The organism is Streptomyces sp. NPDC088387 (assembly GCF_044753385.1).
In the GTDB taxonomy this organism is placed as follows: domain Bacteria; phylum Actinomycetota; class Actinomycetes; order Streptomycetales; family Streptomycetaceae; genus Streptomyces.
The window spans coordinates 1-24,290 of sequence record NZ_JBIVNC010000008.1 but is presented as its reverse complement, the minus strand read 5'-3'; the positions used below and the strand labels follow the sequence as shown (position 1 = coordinate 24,290).

24 protein-coding genes are annotated in these 24,290 nt (G+C 71.6%); 7 read left to right on the top strand and 17 right to left on the bottom strand.

Annotated features, from left to right (window positions below; translation table 11 throughout):
- Window positions 1-2: 2 nt before the first annotated feature.
- From ACIQAC_RS21930 to ACIQAC_RS21915, 4 genes are all read right to left on the bottom strand, one after another.
- Entirely contained in the window at window positions 3-356 is a 354-nt protein-coding gene (locus ACIQAC_RS21930; RefSeq protein WP_402193464.1) for a UBP-type zinc finger domain-containing protein, read from the bottom strand.
- Window positions 353-1,810: an ATP-binding protein gene (locus ACIQAC_RS21925; RefSeq protein WP_402193463.1), complete on the bottom strand. Its 1,458-nt coding sequence runs from the start codon at window positions 1,808-1,810 to the stop codon at window positions 353-355. The genes ACIQAC_RS21930 and ACIQAC_RS21925 overlap by 4 nt, the downstream gene beginning before the upstream one ends.
- Entirely contained in the window at window positions 1,807-3,483 is a 1,677-nt protein-coding gene (locus ACIQAC_RS21920; RefSeq protein ID WP_402193461.1) for an FAD-dependent oxidoreductase, read from the bottom strand. The genes ACIQAC_RS21925 and ACIQAC_RS21920 overlap by 4 nt, the downstream gene beginning before the upstream one ends.
- Window positions 3,484-3,654: 171 nt before the next feature.
- The gene (locus ACIQAC_RS21915) at window positions 3,655-4,008 is read right to left on the bottom strand and encodes a VOC family protein (protein ID WP_402193459.1); all 354 of its coding nucleotides are present in this window, start codon (window positions 4,006-4,008) and stop codon (window positions 3,655-3,657) included.
- Between the two features lie 59 nt (window positions 4,009-4,067).
- Between ACIQAC_RS21915 and ACIQAC_RS21910 the strand changes: the two genes are divergently transcribed.
- The gene (locus tag ACIQAC_RS21910; protein ID WP_402193458.1) at window positions 4,068-4,940 is read left to right on the top strand and encodes a universal stress protein; all 873 of its coding nucleotides are present in this window, start codon (window positions 4,068-4,070) and stop codon (window positions 4,938-4,940) included.
- A 1-nt stretch (window position 4,941) separates the two neighbouring features.
- Here the strand turns inward: ACIQAC_RS21910 and ACIQAC_RS21905 are convergent, their stop codons facing one another.
- The 3 genes from ACIQAC_RS21905 to ACIQAC_RS21895 form a co-directional block, all read right to left on the bottom strand.
- On the bottom strand, window positions 4,942-6,177 hold the full coding sequence (locus ACIQAC_RS21905) for a DUF4032 domain-containing protein (RefSeq protein ID WP_402193456.1): 1,236 nt from the start codon (window positions 6,175-6,177) through the stop codon (window positions 4,942-4,944).
- Window positions 6,178-6,186: 9 nt separating this feature from the next.
- Window positions 6,187-6,933: an MBL fold metallo-hydrolase gene (locus tag ACIQAC_RS21900; protein ID WP_402193454.1), complete on the bottom strand. Its 747-nt coding sequence runs from the start codon at window positions 6,931-6,933 to the stop codon at window positions 6,187-6,189.
- Between the two features lie 174 nt (window positions 6,934-7,107).
- Window positions 7,108-7,734 carry an alpha-ketoglutarate-dependent dioxygenase AlkB gene (locus ACIQAC_RS21895; RefSeq protein WP_402193452.1) on the bottom strand — a complete coding sequence of 209 codons (627 nt, stop codon included), beginning with the start codon at window positions 7,732-7,734 and terminating at the stop codon, window positions 7,108-7,110.
- A gap of 137 nt (window positions 7,735-7,871) precedes the next feature.
- On the opposite strand from ACIQAC_RS21895, the gene ACIQAC_RS21890 reads away from it, so the two are divergent.
- Window positions 7,872-8,519 carry a TetR/AcrR family transcriptional regulator gene (locus ACIQAC_RS21890; RefSeq protein ID WP_402193451.1) on the top strand — a complete coding sequence of 216 codons (648 nt, stop codon included), beginning with the start codon at window positions 7,872-7,874 and terminating at the stop codon, window positions 8,517-8,519.
- Window positions 8,520-8,536: 17 nt separating this feature from the next.
- Complete coding sequence (locus ACIQAC_RS21885; protein ID WP_402193449.1) at window positions 8,537-10,210, top strand: FAD-binding dehydrogenase; 1,674 nt, start codon at window positions 8,537-8,539, stop codon at window positions 10,208-10,210.
- A 36-nt stretch (window positions 10,211-10,246) separates the two neighbouring features.
- Here ACIQAC_RS21885 and ACIQAC_RS21880 read toward each other — a convergent pair whose 3' ends face one another.
- From ACIQAC_RS21880 to ACIQAC_RS21870, 3 genes are all read right to left on the bottom strand, one after another.
- Window positions 10,247-10,597: a DUF488 domain-containing protein gene (locus tag ACIQAC_RS21880; RefSeq protein ID WP_402193447.1), complete on the bottom strand. Its 351-nt coding sequence runs from the start codon at window positions 10,595-10,597 to the stop codon at window positions 10,247-10,249.
- A gap of 126 nt (window positions 10,598-10,723) precedes the next feature.
- Window positions 10,724-10,984, bottom strand: a complete 261-nt coding sequence (locus tag ACIQAC_RS21875; protein ID WP_402193446.1) for a WhiB family transcriptional regulator — start codon at window positions 10,982-10,984, stop codon at window positions 10,724-10,726.
- Window positions 10,985-11,087: 103 nt separating this feature from the next.
- On the bottom strand, window positions 11,088-11,987 hold the full coding sequence (locus ACIQAC_RS21870) for a LysR family transcriptional regulator ArgP (RefSeq protein ID WP_402193934.1): 900 nt from the start codon (window positions 11,985-11,987) through the stop codon (window positions 11,088-11,090).
- A 129-nt stretch (window positions 11,988-12,116) separates the two neighbouring features.
- Between ACIQAC_RS21870 and ACIQAC_RS21865 the strand changes: the two genes are divergently transcribed.
- Both ACIQAC_RS21865 and ACIQAC_RS21860 read left to right on the top strand, forming a co-directional pair.
- On the top strand, window positions 12,117-12,734 hold the full coding sequence (locus ACIQAC_RS21865; RefSeq protein WP_402193444.1) for a LysE/ArgO family amino acid transporter: 618 nt from the start codon (window positions 12,117-12,119) through the stop codon (window positions 12,732-12,734).
- A 77-nt stretch (window positions 12,735-12,811) separates the two neighbouring features.
- Window positions 12,812-14,098 (top strand): MFS transporter, encoded by a 1,287-nt coding sequence (locus tag ACIQAC_RS21860; protein WP_402193442.1) that lies wholly within the window; start codon window positions 12,812-12,814, stop codon window positions 14,096-14,098.
- A gap of 49 nt (window positions 14,099-14,147) precedes the next feature.
- On the opposite strand, the gene ACIQAC_RS21855 is transcribed toward ACIQAC_RS21860, so the two are convergent.
- From ACIQAC_RS21855 to ACIQAC_RS21845, 3 genes are all read right to left on the bottom strand, one after another.
- Complete coding sequence (locus ACIQAC_RS21855; protein ID WP_402193441.1) at window positions 14,148-14,597, bottom strand: cyclic nucleotide-binding domain-containing protein; 450 nt, start codon at window positions 14,595-14,597, stop codon at window positions 14,148-14,150.
- A 271-nt stretch (window positions 14,598-14,868) separates the two neighbouring features.
- A complete protein-coding gene (locus ACIQAC_RS21850) occupies window positions 14,869-15,087 on the bottom strand; it encodes a hypothetical protein (RefSeq protein ID WP_402193440.1) in 219 nt (72 codons plus the stop codon).
- Between the two features lie 59 nt (window positions 15,088-15,146).
- The gene (locus ACIQAC_RS21845; protein WP_402193438.1) at window positions 15,147-16,520 is read right to left on the bottom strand and encodes an NAD(P)/FAD-dependent oxidoreductase; all 1,374 of its coding nucleotides are present in this window, start codon (window positions 16,518-16,520) and stop codon (window positions 15,147-15,149) included.
- 340 nt (window positions 16,521-16,860) lie between these two features.
- On the opposite strand from ACIQAC_RS21845, the gene ACIQAC_RS21840 reads away from it, so the two are divergent.
- Window positions 16,861-17,463 carry a hypothetical protein gene (locus tag ACIQAC_RS21840; protein ID WP_402193437.1) on the top strand — a complete coding sequence of 201 codons (603 nt, stop codon included), beginning with the start codon at window positions 16,861-16,863 and terminating at the stop codon, window positions 17,461-17,463.
- A gap of 9 nt (window positions 17,464-17,472) precedes the next feature.
- Window positions 17,473-18,195: a fibronectin type III domain-containing protein gene (locus ACIQAC_RS21835; RefSeq protein ID WP_402193435.1), complete on the top strand. Its 723-nt coding sequence runs from the start codon at window positions 17,473-17,475 to the stop codon at window positions 18,193-18,195.
- A gap of 34 nt (window positions 18,196-18,229) precedes the next feature.
- Here the strand turns inward: ACIQAC_RS21835 and ACIQAC_RS21830 are convergent, their stop codons facing one another.
- The 4 genes from ACIQAC_RS21830 to ACIQAC_RS21815 all read right to left on the bottom strand — a co-directional run.
- Entirely contained in the window at window positions 18,230-20,134 is a 1,905-nt protein-coding gene (locus ACIQAC_RS21830; protein ID WP_402193433.1) for an AMP-dependent synthetase/ligase, read from the bottom strand.
- Window positions 20,135-20,326: 192 nt separating this feature from the next.
- Complete coding sequence (gene glgB, locus ACIQAC_RS21825) at window positions 20,327-22,555, bottom strand: 1,4-alpha-glucan branching enzyme (RefSeq protein WP_402193431.1); 2,229 nt, start codon at window positions 22,553-22,555, stop codon at window positions 20,327-20,329.
- 5 nt (window positions 22,556-22,560) lie between these two features.
- Window positions 22,561-23,943 (bottom strand): maltokinase, encoded by a 1,383-nt coding sequence (locus tag ACIQAC_RS21820; protein WP_402193430.1) that lies wholly within the window; start codon window positions 23,941-23,943, stop codon window positions 22,561-22,563.
- Window positions 23,944-23,960: 17 nt separating this feature from the next.
- Window positions 23,961-24,290 (bottom strand): alpha-glucosidase C-terminal domain-containing protein (locus ACIQAC_RS21815; protein WP_402193428.1); only part of this gene is annotated, 330 nt, incomplete at its 5' end.

Sequence of the window (24,290 nt, the reverse complement as noted above, 5' to 3'; positions counted from 1 at the left end):
TTTCAGGCGTGCAGGTTGCTCGTCCAGTCCGCGGGAACCCGCCCGGCGGGCCCCGGTGTCGGCTGGTCGGCCGGATGACTCACCGGAGGCGCCAGCTCGGGCCCCGCCTCGAACAGCTCCGACGTCTCGTAGCTCCAGAACCAGTCCTCGCCCGGCTCGAAGCTCCGGACCAGCGGATGCCCCGTCGACTTGAAGTGCGCGGTGGCGTGCTGCGCCGGCGAGGAGTCGCAGCACCCGATGTGCCCGCACTGCGCACAGCGCCGCAGATGGAACCACCATCCGCCGGCCTCGTCGCACTCCGTACAGCCGGCGCCGCTGGGCGGCACGCTGGGGTCCACTCCGCTGATGCTGCTCATCCCGATTCCTCCGGTGTCTCGTTGTCCTCGTCGGTGAGCGGCAGCAGCACCCGGAACCGGGTGTCGCCCGGCACGGACTCGACGAGCAGGCTGCCGTGGTGCTTGTTCACCACGATCCGCCAGGAGATGTCGAGCCCGAGCCCGGTGCCCTCGCCCACCGGCTTGGTGGTGAAGAAGGGGTCGAAGATCCGGTCCTTGATGTCCGCGGGCACCCCGGGACCGGTGTCCTGGAACTCCACCATGAGCAGATCGCCGTCGCGGGCCGTGCGGACGGTGAGGGTGCCCCCGTCGCCCGTGCTCTTCATCGCGGCGACCGCGTTGTCGATCAGGTTGGTCCACACCTGGTTGAGCTCCGCCGGGTAGGCGGGGACCTTCGGGAGCGAGCGGTCGTACTCCTTCACGACCTTGATCTGCTCGCCGAACTTGCCCATCAGCATCACCAGGGTGCTGTCGAGGAGTTCGTGCACGTCGGCCATGCGGTACGGGGCCCGGTCGAGCTGCGAGTACTGCTTGGCCGCGTCGACGAGATGGGAGATGCGGTTGGTGGAGTCCTCGATCTCGCACATCAACAGCTCGGTCTCGACCGTGTAGTTGAGCCAGCCGATGGCGCCGGACAGGATCTCCGGGTCGACGGCGGCCGCGACCTGGTCGAGCCAGTCGGTGTCGAGTCCGGCCTGTACGAAGGTCGGCGCGAGCTGCCAGCCGTCGGTGATGTCGTGGTCGTCGAGCCAGTCGGTGATCTCGTCCTCGCGGTCCGCGGCCTCCAGCGGGCTCAGCACGGACGCCTTCACCACGCGTTCCGCCGTGCGCTCCTGGATCTCGATGAGGTCGGCGAGCGCCTCCCGCGAGTACGGTCCGGCCGCGATCACGGCGAGCTTGTGGCGCATCTTCGCGACCCGCTCGCGCAGCGTCGAGGTGGCCCGGACGGCAGCCGCCGCCGGGTTGTTGAGCTCGTGGGTGAGTCCGGCGGACAGCGAGCCGAGGGCCAGCAGCCGCTCGCGCTGGCCTATCACCCGCTGGCTGTTCTTCGCCCCGAAGAACACACCCTCCAGCAGGTGCACGGCCATCGGGAACCACTCGTGCATGACGTCCGCGAACGTGTCGGCCGGCAGCACGAAGAACCGGGTCGGCTCGGTCACCCGCATCGAGTTGTTGTAGACCTGGTTGACCCGGTCGCCGATGTACGCCTGCATGGCACCGGTGTACACGCCGCGCTGGGAGGTGCGGACGACCTCCACGTCGTCGTCGCCGACCTTCCGGGACAGCACGACCGTGCCCTCGATCATCACGAAGAAGCAGGTCGCGGGGTCGCCCTCGGAGTACACGTGACCCGGCTCGAACAGCTCCACCCGGCCGTCGGCGCACAGCCTGCCGAGCTGCTCCGGGCTGAGTTTCTCGAACAGGAACAGCGAGCCGATCTCCTGCGGGCTGCACGGCAGCGGGGCGTCGCTCATGACTGCTCCAGGTAGCGGTGGACGAGCATCACGGCCATGGCTCCCTCTCCGACGGCGGACGCGACGCGCTTGGCGGACTGGGCGCGTGCGTCGCCCGCCACGAACACGCCGGGAATATTGGTCTCCAGGTGGTACGGCGGCCGGTCCAGCTCCCAGCCGTCCGGCCGGCGCCCGTCGGGCGACAGGTCGGGCCCGGCGAGGATGAACCCACGTTCGTCGCGCAGCACCGCGCCGTCCAGCCAGTCGGTCAGCGGGGCGGCGCCGATGAACACGAACAGCCACTGCGCGTCGACGAGTTCGGTGTGCCCGCTGTCCACGTCGCGCAGGGTGAGCTGCTCCAGCTGGTCGTCGCCGTGCGCCGACTCCACTTCCGTGCCGCAGCGCACGGTGATGTTCGGCACCTCGTTGATCTGCTGGATCAGGTAGTGCGACATCGACGCGGAGAGCTCCTGCCCGCGCACCAGCAGCGTCACCGACTTGGCGCCGCGCGCCAGGTACATCGCGGCCTGGCCCGCCGAGTTGGCGCCGCCCACGATGTACACGTCGTGGCCCTGGCAGGAGGCCGCCTCGGTCAGCGCCGAGCCGTAGAACACCCCGCAGCCGGTCAGGTCCGGCAGCCCCGGCGCGTTCAGCTGCCGGTACGACACACCGGTCGCCAGGATCACGCTGTGCGCGGCGATGGTCGAGCCGTCGTCGAACCGGACGGTGCGCGACGCCCCGTTGACCTCCAGGGCCGTCACCTCCCGCGCGGTGAGGATCTCGGCGCCGAACTTCGCCGCCTGCCGCCGGGCGCGGTCGGTGAGCTGGGCGCCGGACACCCCGTCCGGGAAGCCCAGGTAGTTCTCGATACGGGAGCTCTGACCGGCCTGCCCGCCCGTCGCCGACCGCTCCACCAGGACCGTACGCAGTCCCTCGGAAGCGCCGTAGACAGCCGCGCCGAGTCCGGCGGGACCGCCGCCGATGACCACCAGGTCGTAGAAGTCGGACGCCGGTGTCGTCGCCAGACCCACCTGCGCGGCCAGCTCCGACGTCTCCGGCTCGACCAGCGTGGTGCCGTCCGGCGTGACCACCAGCGGCAGCCGCCGCCCGTCGGCACCGGCCGCGGCCAGCAGCCGCTCGCCCTCCGGCTCGTCCGCCGAGTACCAGCGGTAGGGCACCTGGTTGCGGGCCAGGAACTCCCGGACGTCCGAGGAGCGTGCCGAGAAGCGGTGGCCGACGACCTTGGTGCTGGCCACCGGCCGGTAGTCGCTGGAGCGCCACGCCGTGAGCAGGTCGTCGAGGACCGGGTAGAGCTTCTCCTCCGGCGGGTCCCACGGCTTGAGCAGATAGTGGTCCAGGTCCACCACGTTGATCGCGTCGATCGCCGCGTTGGTGTCCGCGTACGCGGTCAGCAGCACCCGCCGCGCACCCGGATACACGTCCAGGGCCTGTTCCAGGAACTCGATGCCGTTCATCTGCGGCATCCGGTAGTCGGCGAGGATCACGGCCACGAGGTCGCCGCGCAGCTTCAGCTCACGCAGCGCCCCGAGCGCGGACTCGCCGGACTCCGCGCGCACGATCCGGTACGACTCGCCGTAGCGCCGCCGGAGGTCGCGTGCGACGGCGCGCGAGACCCCCGGATCGTCGTCGACGGTCATGATGACGGTCCGCGCTGCCTCGGCGGCCTGTGCCATACGTCTCCCACCCCGAACGGATCGGATCACGGCACGACGAACCCCGTCCGACCGCGCCGGTTTCCGCTTCATCGTATGTTCGATCTGCCTGCTTCGCTCGGGCCGTCGCGGCCCGATACCGCTCCGTGCACAACCGGACACGGGACGGCGTCCACCCGGTCGGGACCGGTCTCAGCCCTGCCGGGACCGCAGCACGCAGAACTCGTTGCCCTCCGGATCAGCGAGGGTGACCCAGGTCTGCTCGCCCTGCCCCACGTCCGCCGGCCGGGCGCCGAGCGCGAGCAGCCGGTCCACCTCGGCCCGCTGGTCGGCGGGACGAAAGTCCAAATGGAGTCTGTTCTTCAAGGACTTGGCCTCCGGAACGCGCACGAAGAGCAGTCCCGGGAGGGTGTCGGGGGTGGGCCGGATCTCGTACTCCTCCGCGTCGTCGTCGACCGTCACCCAGCGCAGCGCCTGCGCCCACCAGGCTCCGAGGGCCCTCGGATCGGCGCAGTCGACTACCACCTGTTCCCATTGCAAGGTCATGGAGACAGCGTAGTGAAGACTGTGCCCGTCGAAGTGATCACAACAGAAGGAGCAGCCTGATGACGCGCCCGGTCACGGCAGGGGTGGACGGATCGGACGAGAGCGTGGCCGCTCTGCACTGGGCCGCCCGCGAGGCGGTCCGCCGCGGGCTGGCCCTGCGGGTGGTGCACGCCTGGCGGCACGAGGAGTACGGAGCCGTGGAGGGCGGCGACCGGGCGGCCCAGGAGAGCTGGGCGCGCGACGTGGTGGACGGTCTGGTGCGGGAGGTCGGCGAGCGGCACGCCGGGCTCGACGTGTCCGGCACGGCCACCGAGGGCGCGCCCGCCGAGGTGCTGGGCGCGGCGGCGGCCGACTCCGAGCTGCTGGTCCTGGGCTCGCGGGGACAGGCGCGGGTGGTGGGGTTCCTGCTCGGTTCCGTGGGACAGCAGGTCATCGCCGACGCGGAGCGGCCCGTGGTGCTGGTGCGGGCCGGGGACCGGCCGTCGGACGAGGTCGCCGGGCACGAGATCGTGGTCGGGCAGGAGGGTGGTCCCGAGGACAGCGCCGCGGCCATGGAGTTCGCGTTCCGTACCGCCGTCGCCCGCGGCGCCGCCGTCCGCGCGGTGCGCGCCTGGACGCTGCCGCCGGTGTTCGCCTACAGCCCCGCCTCCCTGAAGCTGCTCGACGAGGCCGGCGGTCCCGAGCCCTACGAGCAGCGGGCCCTCGCCGACGCACTGCGGCCGTGGCGGGAACGCTACGCCGACGTCCACGTGATCGAGCACGTGGAGATGGGCAGCGCCGGTCAGGTGCTGCTGTCGGTGGCGCGCGGCGCCCAGCTGATGGTCGTCGGCAGGCGGGCCCGGCGGACCGCCGTGGGCGCGCGGATCGGCTCGGTCGCGCACGGTGTGCTGCACCACGCGGACTGCCCGGTGGCCGTGGTGCCGCCCGCCTGAGTCACTCGGGCCTGGCGGACTCCGGGGTCGTACGGGCCTTGGGCAGGATCTTCTCGATGTAGTCCTGGACCGCGATGTCCAGGCCGATGTCGTGCTGGGCCCGCTCGGACAGGTACCAGCGGTGTTCGAGGAGCTGGTGGTAGATCTCCGCCGAGTCCATCGCGCCGCGCAGTTCGAGCGGGACCTCGCGCACGGTCGGGCGGAACACCTCCCGCACCCAGCGGTGGGCCAGCACCTCGGGCCGGGCGGCGAGCGGGTCGCCCGGCGCGTAGTCGTCCTGGGTGGCCATCCAGGACTCCAGGTCGTTCAGCAGCCGCCTGGCCTGGTTCTCCTCGGTGTCCAGGCCGGTCAGGCGCAGCAGCTGGCGCTGGTGGTGACCGGCGTCGACGACCTTGGGCACGAACGTGACCGAGTCGCCGCCGGGGGAGTGCTCGATCTGCATCTCGGCGACGTCGAAGCCGAGTTCGTTCAGCCGCCGGATGCGGCGCTCCATGTAGTGGTGCTTGCCCGCCGGATAGACCGAGACCCGGGTCAGCTCCTCCCACAGGGCGCGGTAGCGCGCGCAGATCTCGGTGCCGAACGCGATCGGGTCGACCGAGGGGTGCAGGGCGCCCGACGCCTCCAGGTCCAGCAGTTCGCCGCTGATGTTGACGCGCGCGAGATCGAGGTCGTACTCCCGCTGCCCGGTGCTCAGGTTCGGTTGCAGCTCGCCGGTCTCCGCGTCCACGAGATACGCGGCGTAGGCGCCGGCGTCCCGGCGGAACAGCGTGTTGGACAGCGAGCAGTCGCCCCACGCGAACCCGGTCAGGTGCAGCCGCACCAGCAGCACCGCGAGGGCGTCCATGAGCCGGTGCATGGTCGCCGGGCGCATCGTCGTCTCGAACATCGACCGGTACGGCAGTGAGCCGCCGAGGTGCCGGGTGATCAGCACCGACTCCAGCGGGTCCCCGGACGCGTCGGTGCGGCCGGTGACCACGGCGAGGGCGTCGACCGCGGGAATGCCGAGCCGGTCCAGGTCGCGCAGCAGCTCGTACTCGCGCAGGGCGGGCCGCTCCGCGAGCTCCTTGACGGCGATCACCTCGGTGCCCGCGCGGGCGTAGCGCACGACGTGCCGGGATATGCCGCGGGGGAGCGGCACGAGGTGCTCCTCGGGCCAGTCCTCCAGCGGCAGGTGCCAGGGCAGGGCGAGCAGGAGCGCGGGGTGCTCCGGGTTGGTGGCGCTGATGTGGAGGGCCATGGGGCGGGCCTAGAGCGCGCGCTCGCGCGCGTGCCGGGCGGCCTCGGCGACCGGGCCGCGGTGGACGGGACCGTGTCCGGGCAGCAGCACGTCGGCGTCCAGCGCCTCGAAGGCCTCCAGCGAGGCGATCGCCTCGGCGCGCTCGCGGTGGAACATGTCGGGCAGCAGCTGCGGGCCCGTCACGCGGGACGTGGGATGCCCGCTGACCAGGGCGTCGCCCGAGATCACCACGCCGGTCCCCGGGACGTGGAAGGCGCAGTGCCCCAGGGTGTGGCCGGGCGTCGGCACGGGCACGGGCCGGCCCGGGAGGTCGAGGGGGCCGCCGAGCTTGAGCGCCTCGGGCTCGGCGACCGGGATGTGCGCCTTGCCCCCGGAGCGCAGGGCGTGCACGGACCACGGCACCACGCCGGGCCGCCAGGCGTTGCGGAGCACGTCCCCGACATTCACCTGATGCAGGAAGTCCCGCCGCGCGTGCGGCACCTCGGCCTCGTGCAGCAGGATCGGTGTGCCGTACTCGGCGCGCAGGTACTCGGCGGAGCCGAGGTGGTCGTTGTGGGCGTGGGTGATCAGCACGGCCCGGACCGACCCGGGCGAGGCGCCCACTTCCGCGAGGGACGCGAGCAGCAGCTCGCGGTCGCCGGGGTAGCCGGTGTCGACGAGGGTGACGTCGTCGCCCTCGGTGATGATCACCCAGTTCGTGTTCGAGCCGTGCACCAGATGAGTGCCGTCGGCGACCTGTCGCACATCCACTTGCATGATCGTCCCGAGGTGAGAGTTCCCAGCCGACGGCTCAAGGAAAGCAGACCGCGTTCCGGACACCGGCATGGGGTGGGGGTGCGTCCCGCATCCCGGACAGCGGGACGGGGCCGCCCCCGGCACCGTCCGCCGGAGGCAGCCCCCGCGCGCGGCGGAGGCGGCCGCCTCTCCGCCTCACCGCACGCCGTGCGGGCGGAACTGCACACTGATCCGCGGTCCCGCGGCCCGTGTGGTCTTCGGTACGCAGTGCTCCCAGGTCCGCTGGCACGAGCCGCCCATCACGACGAGGTCGCCGTGGCCCAGCGGCCGGCGCACCGAGTCGCCGCCGCGCGCCGGGCGCAGCAGCAGGTCGCGCGGTGCGCCGACGGAGAGGATCGCCACCATCGTGTCCTCGCGGGCGCCGCGTCCGGTCCGGTCGCCGTGCCAGGCCACGCTGTCCCGGCCGTCGCGGTAGAGGCACAGCCCCGCGGTGGTGAACGGCTCGCGCAGCTCGGCGCCGTAGTGCGCGGTGAGCGCCTCGCGGGCCTCGTCCAGCACGGGGTGCGGCAGTGTGTCGTCGCGCCCGTAGAAGCAGAGCAGTCGTGGTACGTCCACGACCTGGTCGTACATCGTGCGGCGCTCGGCCCGCCAGGGGACGCCGACCGCCAGCTGTTCGAACAGCGCGTCGGAGCCCTTCAGCCAGCCGGGCAGGACGTCGATCCAGGCGCCGGAGCCGAGCACGGTCCGGCGGATCCCGTCGAGCGCGCCCAGCCGGACCTGGTCGGCCTGGTCGAAGAGGGAGCCCTGGAGGTGCGTGGTCATACGTCCACCGTACTCCTTAATCGAAAATCTGTTCCATATCGTTTCCGGAACCGGGCACACGCTCGGCCTTGTGAATACACCGATGTATCGAATACGTTCGCGTATCGAATACACCGGTGTATCGAACGGAGACGGGTATGGCCGCGCGCGAGGCGACGGCCGGGCGGGTGACCCGGCGCCGGGTGAGGACCCGGGCCAATCTGCTCGACGCCGCGTTCGCCGTGTTCGCCGCCAAGGGGTTCGGCCGGGTCTCCATCGAGGAGGTCTGCGAGGCCGCCGGGTACAGCCGGGGCGCCTTCTACTCCAACTTCGCCAGCCTGGACGAGCTGTTCTTCGCGCTCTACCAGGACCGGGCCGAGGTGATCGCCGCGCAGGTCTCCGGCGCCCTCGCCCTGGACGGGCCAGGACTGGACGTACCGGCCGCCGTCGACCGCGTCACCGAGGTCCTGCTCCTGGACCGCGACTGGCTGCTCGTCAAGACGGACTTCCTGGTGCACGCCGCGCGCGACCCGGCCGTCGCCGGCACCCTCCTCGAACACCGGGCACGGCTGCGCGGCGCGATCGCCGACCGGCTCCGGCGCGCCCGGGGCCACACCGAACTGCCCGCCGTCCTCGGCGACACCGAGGCCGCCGCCCGCGCGGTCGTCGCCGCGTACGACGGGGTCACCGTGCAACTCCTGCTGGACAACGACGTGGAGCAGGCCCGCGCCTGGCTGAAGCAGCTGCTCACCGCACTGCTGACCGACGGCGGCGGCACTCCGGACAAGCCCCTACGAGCGGTTTGAGGAAGGGAACGGTCGCCATGGATGCGGACGTCATCGTCGTCGGAGCCGGCCTGGCCGGCCTGGTCGCCGCGCACGAACTCACCAGCCGGGGCCGCAGGGTCGCCCTGGTCGACCAGGAGAACGCCGCCAACCTCGGCGGACAGGCATTCTGGTCCTTCGGCGGGCTGTTCCTCGTCGACTCGCCCGAGCAGCGCCGGCTGAAGATCAAGGACTCCCTGGAACTGGCCTGGAACGACTGGCAGGGCAGCGCGGGGTTCGACCGGACCGACGACGAGGACTCCTGGGCCGTCCGCTGGGCCCGCGCCTACGTGGAGTTCGCCGCCGGCGAGAAGCGGTCCTGGCTCGACGGACACGGCATCAAACTGCTGCCCACCGTCGGCTGGGCGGAACGCGGCGACCTGCGCGCCGGCGGACACGGCAACTCCGTACCCCGCTTCCACATCGCCTGGGGCACCGGCACCGGCGTCGTCGAGCCGTTCGTGCGCTACGCCAAGGAGGCCGCGCGCGACGGCCTGCTCACCTTCCACCACCGGCACCGCGTCGACGCGCTCGTCGTCGAGGGCGGCACGACTCGCGGAGTGCGCGGCACGGTCCTCGCCCAGGACGACTCCCCGCGCGGTGTCTCCTCCAGCCGCGAGGCCGTCGGCGAGTTCGAACTCACCGCCCAGGCCGTCGTCGTCACCTCCGGCGGCATCGGCGCCGACCACGACATCGTCCGCCGGTACTGGCCCGACCGGCTCGGCACACCCCCGGCCCGGATGATCACCGGTGTCCCCGCCTACGTGGACGGACGGATGCTCGACATCACCGAGGAGGCGGGCGCCCGGCTGGTCAACCGCGACCGCATGTGGCACTACACCGAGGGTGTGCGGAACTGGGACCCGGTCTGGCCGGGCCACGGCATCCGCATCCTGCCCGGCCCGTCCTCGATGTGGTTCGACGCCCTCGGCCGGCGCCTGCCCGACCCCTGCCTGCCGGGCTACGACACCCTCAGCACCCTCAAGTACCTGCGCACCACCGAGGACATCGCCGACCACGACCACTCCTGGTTCATCCTCACCCGGAAGATCATCGAGAAGGAGTTCGCGCTGTCGGGCTCCGAGCAGAACCCCGACATCACGGCCAAGGACCGCAAGGCCGTCCTGCGCGACCGGCTGCTCGGCAAGGGCGCGCCCGCCCCCGTGCAGGCCTTCCTGCGCAGCGGCGCCGACTTCGTCACCGCACCCGGCCTCGACCAGCTCGTCGAGCGGATGAACGAACTCACCGACAAGCCACTGCTCGACGCCGGCACCCTGCGCCGCCAGATCGAGGCCCGCGACCTCCAGATGGCGAACCCGTACAGCAAGGACTCCCAGGTGCAGGGCATCCGCAACGCCCGCCGCTTCATCGGGGACCGCCTCGGCCGCGTCGCCACCCCGCACCGCCTCCTCGACCCGGAGGCCGGCCCGCTCGTCGGCGTCAAACTGCACGTCCTCACCCGCAAGACGCTCGGCGGCATCCAGACCGACCTGGACTCCCGCGCGCTGGGCGCCGACGGGACCCCCGTCGAGGGGCTCTACGCGGCCGGCGAGGTGGCCGGCTTCGGCGGCGGCGGTGTGCACGGCTACAACGCGCTGGAGGGCACGTTCCTGGGCGGCTGCCTCTTCTCCGGCCGCGCGGCCGGTCGGGCGGCGGCCCGCCAGACGGGCTGACGCCCCGCACTCAGGGCCGAAGGAGCCGGACCGGACTCAGGGCCGAAGGAGCCGGACCAGTACGGCCGCGTGGCTGTGGTCCGGCTCCTTCGCCGCGGTCAGCAGGGTCACCGGGCCCCGGTGTGCCGACTCACTCAGCCCGTCGAGCAGTTCGGCCGCCGCGGGCGCGGCGAGCTCCGCCTCGTAGCGCGGCGCGAACTCCTCGTAGGACCCCTCGCCCGCGTGGTACCAGCGGCGCAGCTCGGTCGAGGGGGTGAGGGCCTTGGGCCACTCGTCGATCCGTGCCGCGTCCTTCGACATGCCGCGCGGCCAGAGCCGGTCCACCAGGACCCGCAGTCCGTCGGACGGGTCGGGTGCCTCGTAGACGCGGCGGACGCGGATGCTCACGTGCGGATCCTTACGCGGTGGACAGGGTGCCCGCAGCGTACGTCGGACGGACCGGCCCGGCACCCGGGCGCGCGGGTCCGCCGCGCCGGTCACGGCCACCGGCCGGCGCGGGTCGCGCGGTCACCGTCACGAGGGGCGGCCCGCCTTCGCCCTGCGCCGCTCGGAGGCGCGCAGCCGTCGGCGTTCCGTCTCGTTGGTGCCACCCCACACACCGATGGCCTCGCCCTCGTCGAGCGCGCACCGCAGGCACGGCTCGCGTACCGGGCAGTCCCGGCAGATCGCCTTCGCCTGCTCCGCCTGCATCAGCGCCGGACCGGACGTGCCGATCGGGAAGAACAGATCGGGGTCGTGGAGGCGGCACTCGGCGTGCTCTCGCCAGTTGTCCATCTCTGTCACCTAGCATCCGGTCTTTCCTGCCCCAGTTATTGCCTTACTCGCTTTCGGGTCACCTGTCGATGCGTGATGAAACAGGAATGTCGCGTGACAAGACTCAACTGCGCAGGGAATCCGCCGCGGTGGCCGCGACCGCGTCCGCCACCGCGGCCAGCGCGGGCGAATCCAGCTTCCACTGCTGCCAGTAGAGGGTCACGTCCACGGACCGGCCCGGCGCGAGGTCGACCAGCCGGCCCGCGCGCAGCAGGGGACCGGCCTGGACCTCGGGCACCATGCCCCAGCCCAGTCCGGCGGCCACGGAGGCGGCGAACCCCTCCGACGTGGGCACATGGTGGCGCAACGGCCCCGCGCCGCCCCGTCCGTCCCGCAGCCGGCGTACGAAGTCGTCCTGGAAATCGTCCCGCCGGTCGAAGACCACAACCGGCGCCACGGCGAGCGCGTCCCGCAACTCCCGTCCGGACACATACCGTTCGGCGAAACCGGGCGCCGCCACCGGGACGTACCGAATCCGGCCCAGGGCCCGCACCGAACAGCCCGGCACCACGTCCGGCGACGACGTCACCGCCGCCATCACCAACCCCTCCCGCAACAGCGTCGCCGTGTGCGCCTCGTCCTCGCGGCGCAGCTCGAAGGCGAGCGCGGGCTCCCGGGGGAGCCGGGTCAGGGCGCCGAGGAACCAGGTCGCCAGCGAGTCCGCGTTGACCGCGATCGACACCCGCGTCGGCTCCCCGTCACTGGTCAGGCCCAGCTCGGCGAACGCGTCCCGCTCCAGGCGCGCCATCTGCCGGGCGAGCCGCACCAGCACCTCGCCGGACTCCGTGGGGCGGACCGGCTTGGTGCGCATCAGCAGGACCCGGCCCGTGCGCTGCTCCAGCGCCTTGACCCGCTGGCTGACCGCCGACGGCGTCACGTGCAGGGCGGCCGCCGCCGCGTCGAACGTGCCCTCGTCGACCACCGCCAGCAGGGTCCGCACCTGGTCGAGCGGCAGATCCGGCATCCCGGCCGCCGACGCCCCGTCCATACCGCCCACCTCGCCGTCCACTTCGCCGTCCACCTTCACGGGCGCTAAGGATACGTAAGAATCTTTAGCTGTACACCAGGTGATCGCGTCCCTAGCGTCGACGGCATGACCCCCGCACTGACCGCCGCGGCCGCCGGGTTCGGCACCGGCCTCTCGCTCATCGTCGCCATCGGCGCCCAGAACGCATTCGTCCTGCGCCAGGGCGTCCGGCGGGACGCCGTTCTCGCGGTGGTCGGCATCTGCGCCCTGTCGGACGCCCTGCTCATCACCCTGGGCGTCGCCGGAGTCGGTGCCGTGGTGGTGGCCTGGCCGGGGGCGCTCCAGATGATCGGCTGGATCGGCGGCGCCTTTCTGCTCTGCTACGGCGCGCTCGCGGCCCGGCGGGTGATCCGCCCCGCCGCAGACGGGCTGCGGGCGGACGGCGAGGAGGCCGGGTCACGCCGCCGGGCGATCCTCACCTGCCTGGCCATGACCTGGCTCAACCCGCACGTCTACCTCGACACGGTCTTCCTGCTCGGCTCCGTCGCGGCGGACCGCGGCCCACTGCGCTGGACCTTCGGCCTGGGCGCGGTCGTGGCGAGCCTGTGCTGGTTCGCGGCGCTCGGCTTCGGCGCCCGCCTGCTCAGCCGCTGGCTCTCCCGGCCCGCCGCCTGGCGGGTGCTGGACGGGCTCGTCGCGGTCACCATGATCGCCCTCGGGGTGATGCTGATCGCCGGCGGCTGAGACGGGTCCGCGACCCGCGCCCGGTGCTGCGATAGTGATCCCTGGTTCGAAAGATGTATCGAGCAACCAGGAAGCCCGTGGACACCAGCGAGAGCAGCACCGAGGAACCGGCCGCCCCGGAAGGCGACAAGCCACCACGACGCCGCTGGGCGATGGACACCCGCCCGCTGCGCCGCCCCGCCTACCGCCGGCTGTGGTCCTCCACGATCGTCACGGCCGTCGGCAGCCAGCTGACCGCCGTCGCCGTACCGAAGCAGATCTACGACCTCACCGGCTCCTCGGCCTGGGTCGGCTACGCCAGCTTCGCCGGGCTGCTGCCCATGGTGGTGTTCGCGCTGTGGGGCGGCGCCATCGCCGACACCGTCGACCGGCGCAAACTGCTGCTCGTCACCAACACCGGGATCGCCGTCACCTCCCTGCTGTTCTGGGTGCAGGCCTTCACCGGGCTGGACTCGGTCGCCGTACTGATCGTCCTGCTCGCCGTGCAGCAGGCCTTCTTCGGCCTCAACGCGCCCGCCCGCAGCGCCTCGATCGCCCGGCTGGTCCCCGAGGAGGAGCTGCCCGCGGCCAACGCCCTCGGCTCGACCGTGATGCAGACGGGGCTGGTCGCGGGACCGCTGCTCGCCGGTGCGCTGATCCCGGTGATCGGACTGGCCGAGCTGTACCTCATCGACGCCGTGGCCCTGTGCTTCGCGGTGTGGGCCGTACTGCGGCTGCCCCCGCTGCCGCCGCTCACCGCCCCCGCCAAACGCCGGGCGGGCATCCGGGAGATCGCCGAGGGGTTCCGCTACATCGCCCTGCACAAGGTGCTGCTGCTGTCGTTCCTGGCCGACGTCATCGCCATGGTCCTCGGCATGCCCCGCGCCCTGTTCCCGCAGATGGCCGCCGAGACCTACGGGTCGTACGGCGAAGGGCTCGCGCTCGGCCTGCTGTTCGCGGCGATCCCGGTGGGCGCGGTGGCCGGCGGGCTCTTCTCCGGCACGTTCTCGCGGGCCCGGCGGCACGGCCTGATGGTGATCGGCGCGGTCGTCGTCTGGGGCCTCGCCATCACCGGCTTCGGGCTGAGCACCAGCCTCTGGTTCGCTGTCGCCTTCCTCGTCGTCGCCGGGGTCGCCGACATGGTGTCGATGGTGTTCCGCGGCGCGATCCTGCTGTCCGCCGCGACCGACGAGATGCGCGGCCGGATGCAGGGTGTCTTCACGGTCGTCGTCGCGGGCGGCCCCCGCCTCGCGGACGTCCTGCACGGCACTGCGGGCTCGGCCTTCGGGCCGCGCGCGGCCGTGGCGGGCGGTGGCCTGCTGGTCGTCGCGGCGATGCTGGGCCTGGCGGCGGCCGTACCGGCGCTCCGCCGATACCGCATCTGACACGTCCGACGCCGCCCGGAGACGTCGGCGTGACGTGTGCGGACGCCGCCTAGAGCCGCCGGTGCAGCGCGTACGCCTCCATCAGCCGTCCGCGCGTCAGCTCCAGCCGGTGGGCGAGGATCTCGGCGACGACCCGGACCAGGGACATGCCGAGCGCCGGATCCTCCTCGCACAGCGCGAGCACCTGCCGTGCCTCGAACTCGTGCGCGCGCACCGGGCTGAACGCCTCCGCGCCGAAGTCCCACTGGTACGGCGGGAACAGCCACGACCAGCCGAGCAGGTCGCCCGCGCCCAGACTGGCGACCGTGACCCGCCGCTGGGGCGTGACCTCCTGGACGAGGGAGACCGCGCCCGAGCGGATCACCCAGAACCGGTCGGCCGTGCCGTCCGCGTCGAAGATCCGGGCGTCCTCCGGGAAGGACACCTCCTGCGCGAGTTCCATCAGCCGGGCGCGCTGGGGCGGGGGAAGGGCGGTGAGCAGTTTCGTCGCTTCGGTCATGACGCGGGACTCCTCGCCGAGGATCGGTTCGGGTGCTTTCCCTATGCCCATTTCAGCCGCTGCGGGCGCCGGGGGCACCTCGGCGGACGGAAGTCGTCCGCATCCGCTCCCGGAACATAAAAAAGCCCTGGCTGGACGGGGGAGACCAGCCAGGGCCGTTGTGCGGTGGCGGACAGGGGATGCGGAGGATCGACCCCGTCACCACGTATTGGTGAACCGTAAACCATCCGGCGTGATTTCACACAGCCGAAACACGCCGGGGTGACCTGACTCACGTTGTGTCGTGCGCGCCCGGGGTCAGCACCTCGTCCAGTACTCGGAGCACCGACTCGTACGCCACCACCCGGACGTCGGCCTCGCGGGCCGCCTCCGGATCGGTGGCCCGCAGGCCCTCGCTCTGGCTCAGCCAGTGCGTGCGCTGGTCCTCCGCACAGTCCCGTCCCCGCCGCAGCCGCCGCAGCAGCTCGTCCGTATCCACGACATCCCTCATGTGGTGCACCTACCCCGATGTAGCGGGACGAAGACCGCCGGATCTTCGGCGGCCCGGCGTCACTCCACCTGCGCGCCCCCGGCCACCTGGGCGCGCACCTCCTCGGGCGTGAGATAGGCGTGCACGTACTCGAAGTCGCGGAGCTTGGCCGGCTTGCGCGACTGGAAGCCGGTGCGGACGAAGTCGTCGCCCGCGACCGCGTTCAGCATCCAGTTGGTCAGCACCCGCGTCTTGGCCACGTTGGTGCGCAGCGCCGACCAGTGGTAGCCGCGGGCCACGGCCTGGGCGGGCACCCCACGCAGCGGGACACCCATCGGCTTGGACACCGCGTCCTTGCCGCCGAGGTCCACGACCAGACCGAGGTCCTTGTGCGAGTACGGCGACATGGGGCCGCCCCGCAGGGACGCGATCACGTTGTCGGCGACCTTGCCGCCCTGCCGCATGGCGTGCTGGGCGGTCGGCGGGCAGATCGAGCCGTCCTCGTCCTTGGCCAGGTCGGGCACCGCGGCGGCGTCGCCGAGCGCGAACACCCCGTCGTGGCCGGGCAGGTTCATCTCCGCGTTCACCGCGAGCCGCCCGCGTACGGTCTCCGCGCCGAGCGTCGCGATGAGCGGGCTGGCCACCACACCCGCCGTCCAGATCAGGGTGTGGGTCGGGATCACCCGGCCGTCGGTGAAGGTGACCTCCTCCGGGCCGGCCTTGGCGATGGAGACGCCCAGCGAGATCTCGATGCCGCGCTTGCGCAGCACCTCCTGGGCGCTGAGGCCCAGCTTGTCGCCGAGTTCGGGCATCAGCTTCGGCGCGATGTCGATCAGGTGCCACTTGATCAGGCTGGGGTCCAGACGCGGGTAGCGCTTGACCGCGTTGTGCGTCAGCAGTTGCAGACAGGCCGCCGTCTCGGTGCCCGCGTAGCCGCCGCCCACCACCACGAACTGAAGCCGCGCGGCCCGCTCCTCCGGGTCCTGGCTCGCGTCGGCCAGGTCCAGCTGGGAGATCACGTGGTCCCGGATGTAGGCGGCCTCGGCGAGCGTCTTCATGCCGAAGGCGTGGTCCACGAGACCGGGGATGTCGAACGTCCGCGTGACACTGCCCGGGGCCAGCACGATGTAGTCGTACGACTCGTTCACGATGCGGTCGGTGATCGTGCGGACCACACACACCTTGGACTGAAGGTCCACACCGATCGCGCCGCCCGGGATGATCCGCGTGCGGTACTTCTTGCTGCGCCGCAGCGACACCGCGATCGACTGCGGGGTGAGTACACCCGAGGCGACCTGCGGCAACAGCGGCAGATAGAGCTGGTACGAGAACGGGGTCACCAGGGTGACGTCGGCTTCGTCCGGACTGAGTTTGCGCTCCAGCCGGCGCACACAGCCCACGCCGGCGAAGCCTGCGCCGACGACCAGGATCCTGGGTCGTGTCACGGTGTCCATCCCTTCCGCGGGTCCAGGCGGTCTGCCTCAACGCCTTGTGCGTTCCCCTGGATCGCTGCCTCGCACCTCGTCGATCCCACCGTGCCCGGAGCCGGTCCGCCAGCCGGGTGTGGCAGGCAGACGAACCCGTGCTGCACCAGCATGCACGTACGAACGATCTCGTGCGGCGATTGCGGGCGAAGACGAGCCGTTGCGCGAAGTCTTGACGGTCCTTTGGTCCAGTCCTATGTTCCCAGCCACGTGTTCACTCTTTGAGCCATCGTTCACCTACATGAACAGCGTCAAGCGCTGTACCCATGCCGGTGGGTGGTGGCCACCCCCCACGCCTCAAGGAGGCAGGATGCTCGCACGTACCCGGACCCTCGCCGTACTGGCCGCGGCCAGTGGCTTGTCGATGCTGGTGGCTCCGCAGGCCGTGGCAGAAGTCGAGCCAGGCGGCTGGACGTCGGTGTCGCCGACGTTCACCGAACAGGAGCGTGGCTGCGGCCAGATCAACGGCCTCACGTTCCAGCTCACCTGCTCCACGGCAAGCGGCGACCAGCGGGCTGAACGCCGGTACGCCACCTACACCGGCGGTACCCGGCAGTTCGAGGGCTCCTTCCGCATCAGCAGCCTCAGCGGAACCCGGATCAGTCTCAAGCAGACATTCAACGAGTCGGCCTCCGGCCCGTTCTTCATGCTCGCCGTCGAACGCGGCGGCCGGCTGTACGCGGTCCACGGCGGCGCCACGCTGTCCAACGCCGGGACCGTCGGCGCGACGGTGCGGGTCAACACCGTCCACGTCGTCGGCAGCCAGCACCGTACCTACATCAACGGCTCGCTCCAGCACACGTACTCCAGCCCCGGCGGCAGCTTCTACGACAAGTTCGGCGCCTACCGCACCGACAGCGGCAACGGACCGGCCACGGTGGTGTGGAGCGGTGTCCGCTTCTGGCGGAAGTAGCGGCGCCTGATGCGAGGCAAGACGATCGTCGCGGTGTCGGCAGCGCTGTTCCTGGCGCTGCCGGCCTGCTCGGCACAGACGGCGGCGAAGCCCGCGGCGGACTCCCGCGGACCCCTGCACGCCACCCTCACCACCCCCACCGACATCGACCTCTCCTGGACGGACGAACGCCCCGGAGTCGAGGGCCACCTCCTGGAGTTCGCCACCGACGAGGCGGGCCCGTACACGCCACTCCAGTACCTGGCACGGCAGACGACGACCTACCGCCACCCCGACCTCCTGCCGCAGACGACCTTCCTCTACCGCCTGCACAGCTACGGCGGACCCGCCACCCCGTCGGTCGCCGTCGACCTCCCCGAGCAGGACAGCACCGAGGAACTCACCGACCAGGACTGGCTCTCGCCCGTCGACCGGCCCGGCCACCAGGGCGAACGGCACTCCCTGCGGACCTCCGACGCGGGCGCGCCGACCGCCCTCCACGCCGAGGTCAAGGACGCCGGCGGCATCCACTTCACCTGGACCGACAACTCCACCGACGAGGACGGCTTCCTGCTGGAGATCCGCAGACGGCCGGGCGACGCCTTCGAACCCGTCATGGTGATGGACCCGGACGTCGACAGCGCCGGGCTGATCACTCTGGCCGGCGAGAAGCACGCCTCCTACCGGGTCCGCGCCTATGTGCTCGGCGAACGCTCCAACGTCGTACGGCTGCGAACGGGAGGAGAGGTGTAGACGGGGGAGAGCGGCACGGGACCGGGCGGTCGGGTCAGCGGAACACGTTGTCCGCGTCGTCCCAGCCCAGGGTCTCCTCCGGCGTCGCCAGCCGGGGCGGACGCGACCGGGCCTGGTACATCGCGTCGATCTCGGTCGCGTAGTGCCGCACGATCGCGTCCCTGCGCAGTTTCATCGACGGCGTCAGCAGCCCGTCCTCCACGGCGAACTGCCGGGGCAGCACCCGGAACACCCGGATCGACTCCGCGCGCGACACCACGCTGTTGGCCGCCGCCACCGCCCGGCCCACCTCCTCGCGCAGCGCGTTCTCCTCGCGGTCCTCACGGCCCGGTGTGTCGCCCTGCCACTGGAGCGCGGTGCGCCAGTGCGCCAGGAACTCCGGGTCCAGCGTGATCAGCGCGCCCACACAGGGCCAGTTGTCGCCGACCACCACCGCCTGGTGCACCAGCGGATGCATCCGCAGCCGGTGCTCCAGGATCGACGGGGAGACGCTGGTGCCCCCGTTGGTGATGATGACGTCCTTCTTGCGCCCGGTGATCGTCAGATACCCGTCGGTGTCGAGGCGGCCCAGATCCCCGGTCGCCAGCCAACCCCCGTACAGCGCGGCCCGGGTCCCCGCCTCGTCGTTGAGATAACCCTGGAACACCGAGGGACCCCGGACCAGGATCTCCCCGTCCGCGGCCACCGCGATCTCCGTGCCCGGCAGCGCCTGGCCCACGGTGCCCGACTTCTCCCGGCCCAGCGGCTGCATGGTCACACCGCCACTGGTCTCGGTGAGGCCGTAACCGTCGTTGATGTAGACGCCGATGCCCTCGTAGAACAGGGACAGATCGCGGTTGAGCGTCGAGCCGCCCGACGTGCCGCGCAGTACCCGGCCGCCCAGCGCGCCACGCAGCCGCCGGTACACCGTCCGCTCGTACAGCGCGTGTTGCAGCCGCAGATCGAGCGCGGGCCCCGCCCCCCGGCCCAGCCGCTGGCGTTCGTTCGCCGCCGCGAAGGCCCGTGCCGTCTCCGCCGCCCGCTCGAACAGCGCACCGCGCCCGGCCTGCTGGGACGCGCGCAGGAAGTTCTTGTAGATCTTCTCCAGGACGGACGGCACCGCGTAGAGATACGTCGGCCGGAACGACAGCATGGCCGACGACAGGGCGGCCTGGGTGAGTTCGGGCTCGTGCCCCATCAGCACCCCGCCGCGCACACACAGCACCTGGATCATCAGCCCGTAGACGTGCGAGAACGGTAGAAACGCCAGCACCCGGGCCTGTTCCCCCGGCGCCGCCGCCGTGTGCCCCCAGCCGTCGAGCAGCGTGTCGCACGTGCTCGCCATGGCCCGATGGCTGATCGCGCACCCCAGGGCCCGGCCGGTCGAGCCCGACGTGTAGGTGATCGCGGCGATGGAGTCGGGCAGCACGATCCGGCGCAGCGAGTCGACGGTCGTCGCCGGCATCAGCTCGCCACGCGCGACGATCTGTCCCAGCGCCTCCGCGTCCAGCTGCCAGACGTGGCGCAGCAACGGCAGCGACGCGCACACCGAACCGACGGTCATCACTCCGTGCTCGTCCTCGACGACCACGGCCGCGCACTTCGCGTCCCGCAGGATCCACTCGATCTGGTCGCGGGAGGACGACGGATGGATCGGCACGATCTCGGCGCCGACCGCCCACAGCGCGTAGCAGAAGACCGTCCACTCGTACCGGGTGCGGGACATGATGGCCACGCGGTGGCCGGGTGTGATGCCGCAGGCCACCAGGCCCTTGGCCACGTCGAGGACTTCGTCCCTGACCTCCACCGCGGTCACCGCCTCCCACACCTGCGAGGCGGGATCGGGACGGCGGGCCAGCATCGGCTGTGTGGGATCCTCAAACGCCTTCTCGAAGAGGCTGTCGGCGAGGCCGGCGGTCAGGGGTGGTCCGGCCGACGGAGCGAGGGCCACATCGCGCATGCGCTGCTCCAGAGATGTACGGGGTGTTACTGCACCGGCGGGATCGGTTATCGCCGGTGGTGCGGAATCTAGCGGAACGCTGCGCTGTGCGTTAGAGGAAACGGCAACTGTGGGGGCACGATTGATGTACGCCGGTGCGGGTGCGTTGGGGGCTGGTCGCGCAGTTCCCCGCGCCCCTAGGGGGGTTGGGGGTCAGGCCGGTAGTAGCCAGACCGTTGCCAAGGGGGGAAGTGTTACCGCGATGCTTGTCGGGCGGCCGTGCCAGGGCTGGGCCTCTGCCTTCACCACGTCACTGTTCGTCACGCCACTGCCGCCGTATCGCAGGGCGTCCGTGTTGAGGGTTTCCCGCCATGCCGGGACGTCGTCCGGGACGCCGATACGGTAGTCGTGGCGGACTACGGGGGAGAAGTTGCTGATCGCCATCAGTGGCGTGCCGTCGGCGGCGCGGCGGAGGAACGCGAAGACGTTGTCGTCGGCCGCGTCCCCGACCAGCCACTCGAAGCCCGCCGGGTCCGTGTCGCGTTGCCAGAGCGCGGGCGCGCCGACGTACGTGGTGTTGAGGTCGCGGACCAGGTCGCGTACACTCCGGTGGTCGGCCTCGTGGGCGTACTCGGCGTCGAGCAGCCACCATTCGGGGCCGTGTTCCTCGGACCACTCGGCGCCCTGTGCGAACTCCTGGCCCATGAAGAGCAGTTGTTTGCCGGGGTGGGCCCACATGAAGCCCAGGTAGGCGCGGTGGTCGGCGCGGCGCTGCCACCAGTCGCCCGGCATCTTCGACACCAGGGCCCGCTTGCCGTGCACCACCTCGTCGTGGGAGATGGGCAGGACGTAGTTCTCGCTGTACGCGTACACCATCGAGAACGTCATCTCGTTGTGGTGGAACTTCCGGTGCACCGGCTCGTGCGCGACGTACTGGAGCGAGTCGTGCATCCAGCCCATGTTCCACTTCAGCCCGAAGCCCAGTCCGCCGCTCTCGGTCGGCCGGGTCACACCGTCCCAGGCGGTCGACTCCTCGGCGATCGTCACGATGCCCGGCACCCGCCGGTACAGCGTGGCGTTCATCTCCTGGAGGAACGCCATCGCGTCCAGGTCCTCCCGGCCGCCGAAGACGTTCGGCGTCCACTGGCCCGAGTCCCGCGAGTAGTCGAGGTAGAGCATCGAGGCCACGGCGTCCACCCGCAGGCCGTCGATGTGGAACTCCTCGCACCAGTACACGGCGTTCGCCACCAGGAAGTTCCGCACCTCGGTACGGCCGAGGTCGAACTCGTAGGTCCCCCAGTCCGGATGCTCCGCACGCCGGTGGTCGCCGGGCTCGTACAGCGGCTCACCGTCGAACCGGGCCAGCGCCCAGTCGTCCTTCGGGAAGTGCGCGGGCACCCAGTCCATGATCACGCCGAGGCCGGCGCGGTGCAGCGCGTCCACGAGGAACTTGAAGTCGTCGGGTGTGCCGAGGCGCGAGGTGGGCGCGTAGAACCCGGTGACCTGGTAACCCCACGAGCCGCTGAACGGGTGCTGTGCGACGGGCATCAGCTCCACGTGCGTGAAGCCCAGGTCCTTGACGTACGCGGGGAGCTGCTCGGCGAGCTGCCGGTAGGTCAGTCCCGGGCGCCAGGACGGGAGGTGGACCTCGTACACCGAGAACGGGGCCTCGTGCACCGGCAGGTCGTCCCGGTGGGCGAGCCACCGCTCGTCGCCCCACTCGTAGTGCGAGGTGTGCACGATGGACGCCGTGTCCGGCGGGATCTCCGCGCGCCGGGCCATCGGGTCGGCCTTGAGGAACCGGCGGCCGTCACGGGCCGTGATCTCGAACTTGTAGCGGGCGCCCTCGCCGACGCCGGGCAGGAACAGCTCCCAGACACCGGACGCGCCGAGCGAGCGCATCGGGAAGGCCGTGCCGTCCCAGAACGTGAAGTCACCGGCGACCCGCACCCCCTGGGCGTTCGGCGCCCAGACCGTGAAGCGGGTGCCGGTGACACCCTCGTGGGTCATCGGCTCGGCGCCCAGCGCCTTCCACAACTGCTCGTGCCGGCCCTCCCGGACGAGATGCAGATCGAGCTCACCGAGCGCCGGCAGGAAGCGGTACGGGTCGTGCACCTCCTGCTCGCCCGCGTCGTACGACACCACCAGCGTGTACGCCGGGATCGCGGTCAGCGGCAGCACACCCGAGAACAGGCCGTCGCCGTCCGAGGTGAGCGGATGCCGCTCGTCGCCGATCCGTACGGTCACCGCGCCGGCGAACGGGCGCAGCGCCCGGAACAGCACACCGCCCGGCACCGGATGCGCGCCGAGCAGCGCGTGCGGATCGTGGTGGGCGCCCGACAGCAGCCGCGCACGGTCGTCGGCGTGCAGGGCCGTCGTCTCCTCGGTCGCCCTCGACACGGGCCCGGACGGCTCCGGCAGGGAGGTGTCACGCAGTGCCACGGCTCTCAGTCTCCTCTCACGGCGAGCCGCTCGACGGCCGCCATCGGAACGGCGAGCCAGTCGGGGCGGTGCCGGGCCTCGTACAGCACCTCGTAAACGGCGCGGTCGGTCTCGTAGGCACGCAGCAGCGCGTGCTTCTTGCGGGGGTCCCATCCGGCGCGGGCGGCGTAGCCCGCGCAGAACGCCTCGCGGCAGCGGCGCGCCCACTCCGGACGCCACGGCCGGCGCTGCCGGGCGGCGTAGTCGAAGGATCGCAGCATGCCCGCGATGTCGCGCACCGGAGAGTGCGGACTGCGCCGCTCGGCGAGCGGCCGGGACGGCTCGCCCTCGAAGTCGATGACGAACCACTCGCGGCCGGCCCGCAGCACCTGACCCAGATGCAGATCGCCGTGGATGCGCTGGGCCGGCGGTCCGGCGTCGCAGCCGACCAGCATGCTGAACGCGGACCGCAGCCCGGGGACGTAGGGCCGCAGGGCCGGCACGCTGTGCGCGGCGGCGTCGAGCCGCTCGATCATCGCGGCCGCGGTACGGGCGTTCTCGCCGGGTTCGCCGACCGGGAAGCCCGCCGCCAGCGCGAGATGCACGTCGGCGGTGGCGCGGCCCAGTTCGCGGGCCTCGGCGGCGAAGTCGTGCCCGGTGGCCAGCGCGTCGAGGGCGAGCGTCCAGCCGTCGGACGCGTTCCGCAGAAACGGCTGGAGCACACCCAGCGTGGCGCCGAGCGGCTGGGTGGTACGGAACCAGGCGGCCGGCGCGGGCACCCGCCCGCAGCCCTGTCCGGCCAGCGCGGTGGTGACCTCCAGGTCGGGATTGACACCCGGCTGGATGCGCCGGAAGACCTTGAGGATGAACTCGTCGCCGTACACCAGGGAGGTGTTGGACTGTTCCGCGTCCAGCAGCCGGGGCGGCAGCGCGGCCGGGATCCGGACCGCGGGGTCGGCCTCGAAGTGCAGCGGGCCCGCCGAGCCGGGCTGCCGCAGACGCTCCAGGAGGAGTTGGGCCGAACGGGGGTCCTGGAGGGCGTCGTAGACCACGAGTCCGGCCAGCGGGCCTTCCTGGGTGGTGCCGATGAGCGCCTTGCCGAGCCGCGGCGAGAGATGCTTCTGGACGCCGAGGAGGAGCTGGTAGCAGTCCCCGGGAGGCGGGGTGCCGCCGGGCGCGGGCACTCCGCCGTGTCCGGCGGGGCCACCGGCGTGTCCCGCGTGGACCAGCAGATGCAGACAGCCCGGGAACAGCTCCGTCATCGACAGCAGCCGCAGGTCCGTGACGGGCCGGTCCTTGCCCGCGAACCAGCGCTGGCGTGGCAGCCAGTCGCGCAGCAGTCCGTCGAGCGAGGCCATGGGCCCGGCGAGGCCGCTGTGGCTCGGGTGCGGAAAAGCGGTCTTCGGCATGGTGACGCGTCCTTTCGTCAGCGCACGCTCACTGTCGACGGCCGGATTCGAGATGCCACTCGGGTGAGCCGGAACCAGTAGAAGCCGTGCCCCCCAAGGGTCAGCAGATAGGGCAGTTCACCGATCGCCGGGAAACGCACCCCGCCGAACAGTTCCACCGGATGGCGTCCGTCGAACTCCCGCAGATCCAGTTCGGTGGGCTGCGCGAACCGCGAGAAGTTGCTGACACACAGCACCAGGTCGTCCTCGTACTCGCGCAGGAAGGCGAGGACGGCGGGGTTGGAGGAGGGGAGCTCGGTGTAGCTGCCGAGGCCGAAGGCGGGGTTCTGTTTGCGGATCTCGATCAT

Coding starts and splice junctions, on each gene's coding strand:
- ACIQAC_RS21855 (WP_402193441.1), bottom strand. CDS start 14,597: ATGACCGAAGCGACGAAACTGCTCACCGCCCTTCCCCCGCCCCAGCGC.
- ACIQAC_RS21875 (WP_402193446.1), bottom strand. CDS start 10,984: ATGGACAACTGGCGAGAGCACGCCGAGTGCCGCCTCCACGACCCCGAT.
- ACIQAC_RS21920 (WP_402193461.1), bottom strand. CDS start 3,483: ATGGCACAGGCCGCCGAGGCAGCGCGGACCGTCATCATGACCGTCGAC.
- ACIQAC_RS21895 (WP_402193452.1), bottom strand. CDS start 7,734: ATGACCACGCACCTCCAGGGCTCCCTCTTCGACCAGGCCGACCAGGTC.
- ACIQAC_RS21850 (WP_402193440.1), bottom strand. CDS start 15,087: ATGAGGGATGTCGTGGATACGGACGAGCTGCTGCGGCGGCTGCGGCGG.
- ACIQAC_RS21900 (WP_402193454.1), bottom strand. CDS start 6,933: ATGCAAGTGGATGTGCGACAGGTCGCCGACGGCACTCATCTGGTGCAC.
- ACIQAC_RS21890 (WP_402193451.1), top strand. CDS start 7,872: ATGGCCGCGCGCGAGGCGACGGCCGGGCGGGTGACCCGGCGCCGGGTG.
- ACIQAC_RS21925 (WP_402193463.1), bottom strand. CDS start 1,810: ATGAGCGACGCCCCGCTGCCGTGCAGCCCGCAGGAGATCGGCTCGCTG.
- ACIQAC_RS21930 (WP_402193464.1), bottom strand. CDS start 356: ATGAGCAGCATCAGCGGAGTGGACCCCAGCGTGCCGCCCAGCGGCGCC.
- ACIQAC_RS21870 (WP_402193934.1), bottom strand. CDS start 11,987: ATGCCGGATCTGCCGCTCGACCAGGTGCGGACCCTGCTGGCGGTGGTC.
- ACIQAC_RS21820 (WP_402193430.1), bottom strand. CDS start 23,943: ATGCCGAAGACCGCTTTTCCGCACCCGAGCCACAGCGGCCTCGCCGGG.
- ACIQAC_RS21885 (WP_402193449.1), top strand. CDS start 8,537: ATGGATGCGGACGTCATCGTCGTCGGAGCCGGCCTGGCCGGCCTGGTC.
- ACIQAC_RS21905 (WP_402193456.1), bottom strand. CDS start 6,177: ATGGCCCTCCACATCAGCGCCACCAACCCGGAGCACCCCGCGCTCCTG.
- ACIQAC_RS21840 (WP_402193437.1), top strand. CDS start 16,861: ATGCTCGCACGTACCCGGACCCTCGCCGTACTGGCCGCGGCCAGTGGC.
- ACIQAC_RS21865 (WP_402193444.1), top strand. CDS start 12,117: ATGACCCCCGCACTGACCGCCGCGGCCGCCGGGTTCGGCACCGGCCTC.
- ACIQAC_RS21915 (WP_402193459.1), bottom strand. CDS start 4,008: ATGACCTTGCAATGGGAACAGGTGGTAGTCGACTGCGCCGATCCGAGG.
- ACIQAC_RS21845 (WP_402193438.1), bottom strand. CDS start 16,520: ATGGACACCGTGACACGACCCAGGATCCTGGTCGTCGGCGCAGGCTTC.
- ACIQAC_RS21835 (WP_402193435.1), top strand. CDS start 17,473: ATGCGAGGCAAGACGATCGTCGCGGTGTCGGCAGCGCTGTTCCTGGCG.
- ACIQAC_RS21910 (WP_402193458.1), top strand. CDS start 4,068: ATGACGCGCCCGGTCACGGCAGGGGTGGACGGATCGGACGAGAGCGTG.
- ACIQAC_RS21830 (WP_402193433.1), bottom strand. CDS start 20,134: ATGCGCGATGTGGCCCTCGCTCCGTCGGCCGGACCACCCCTGACCGCC.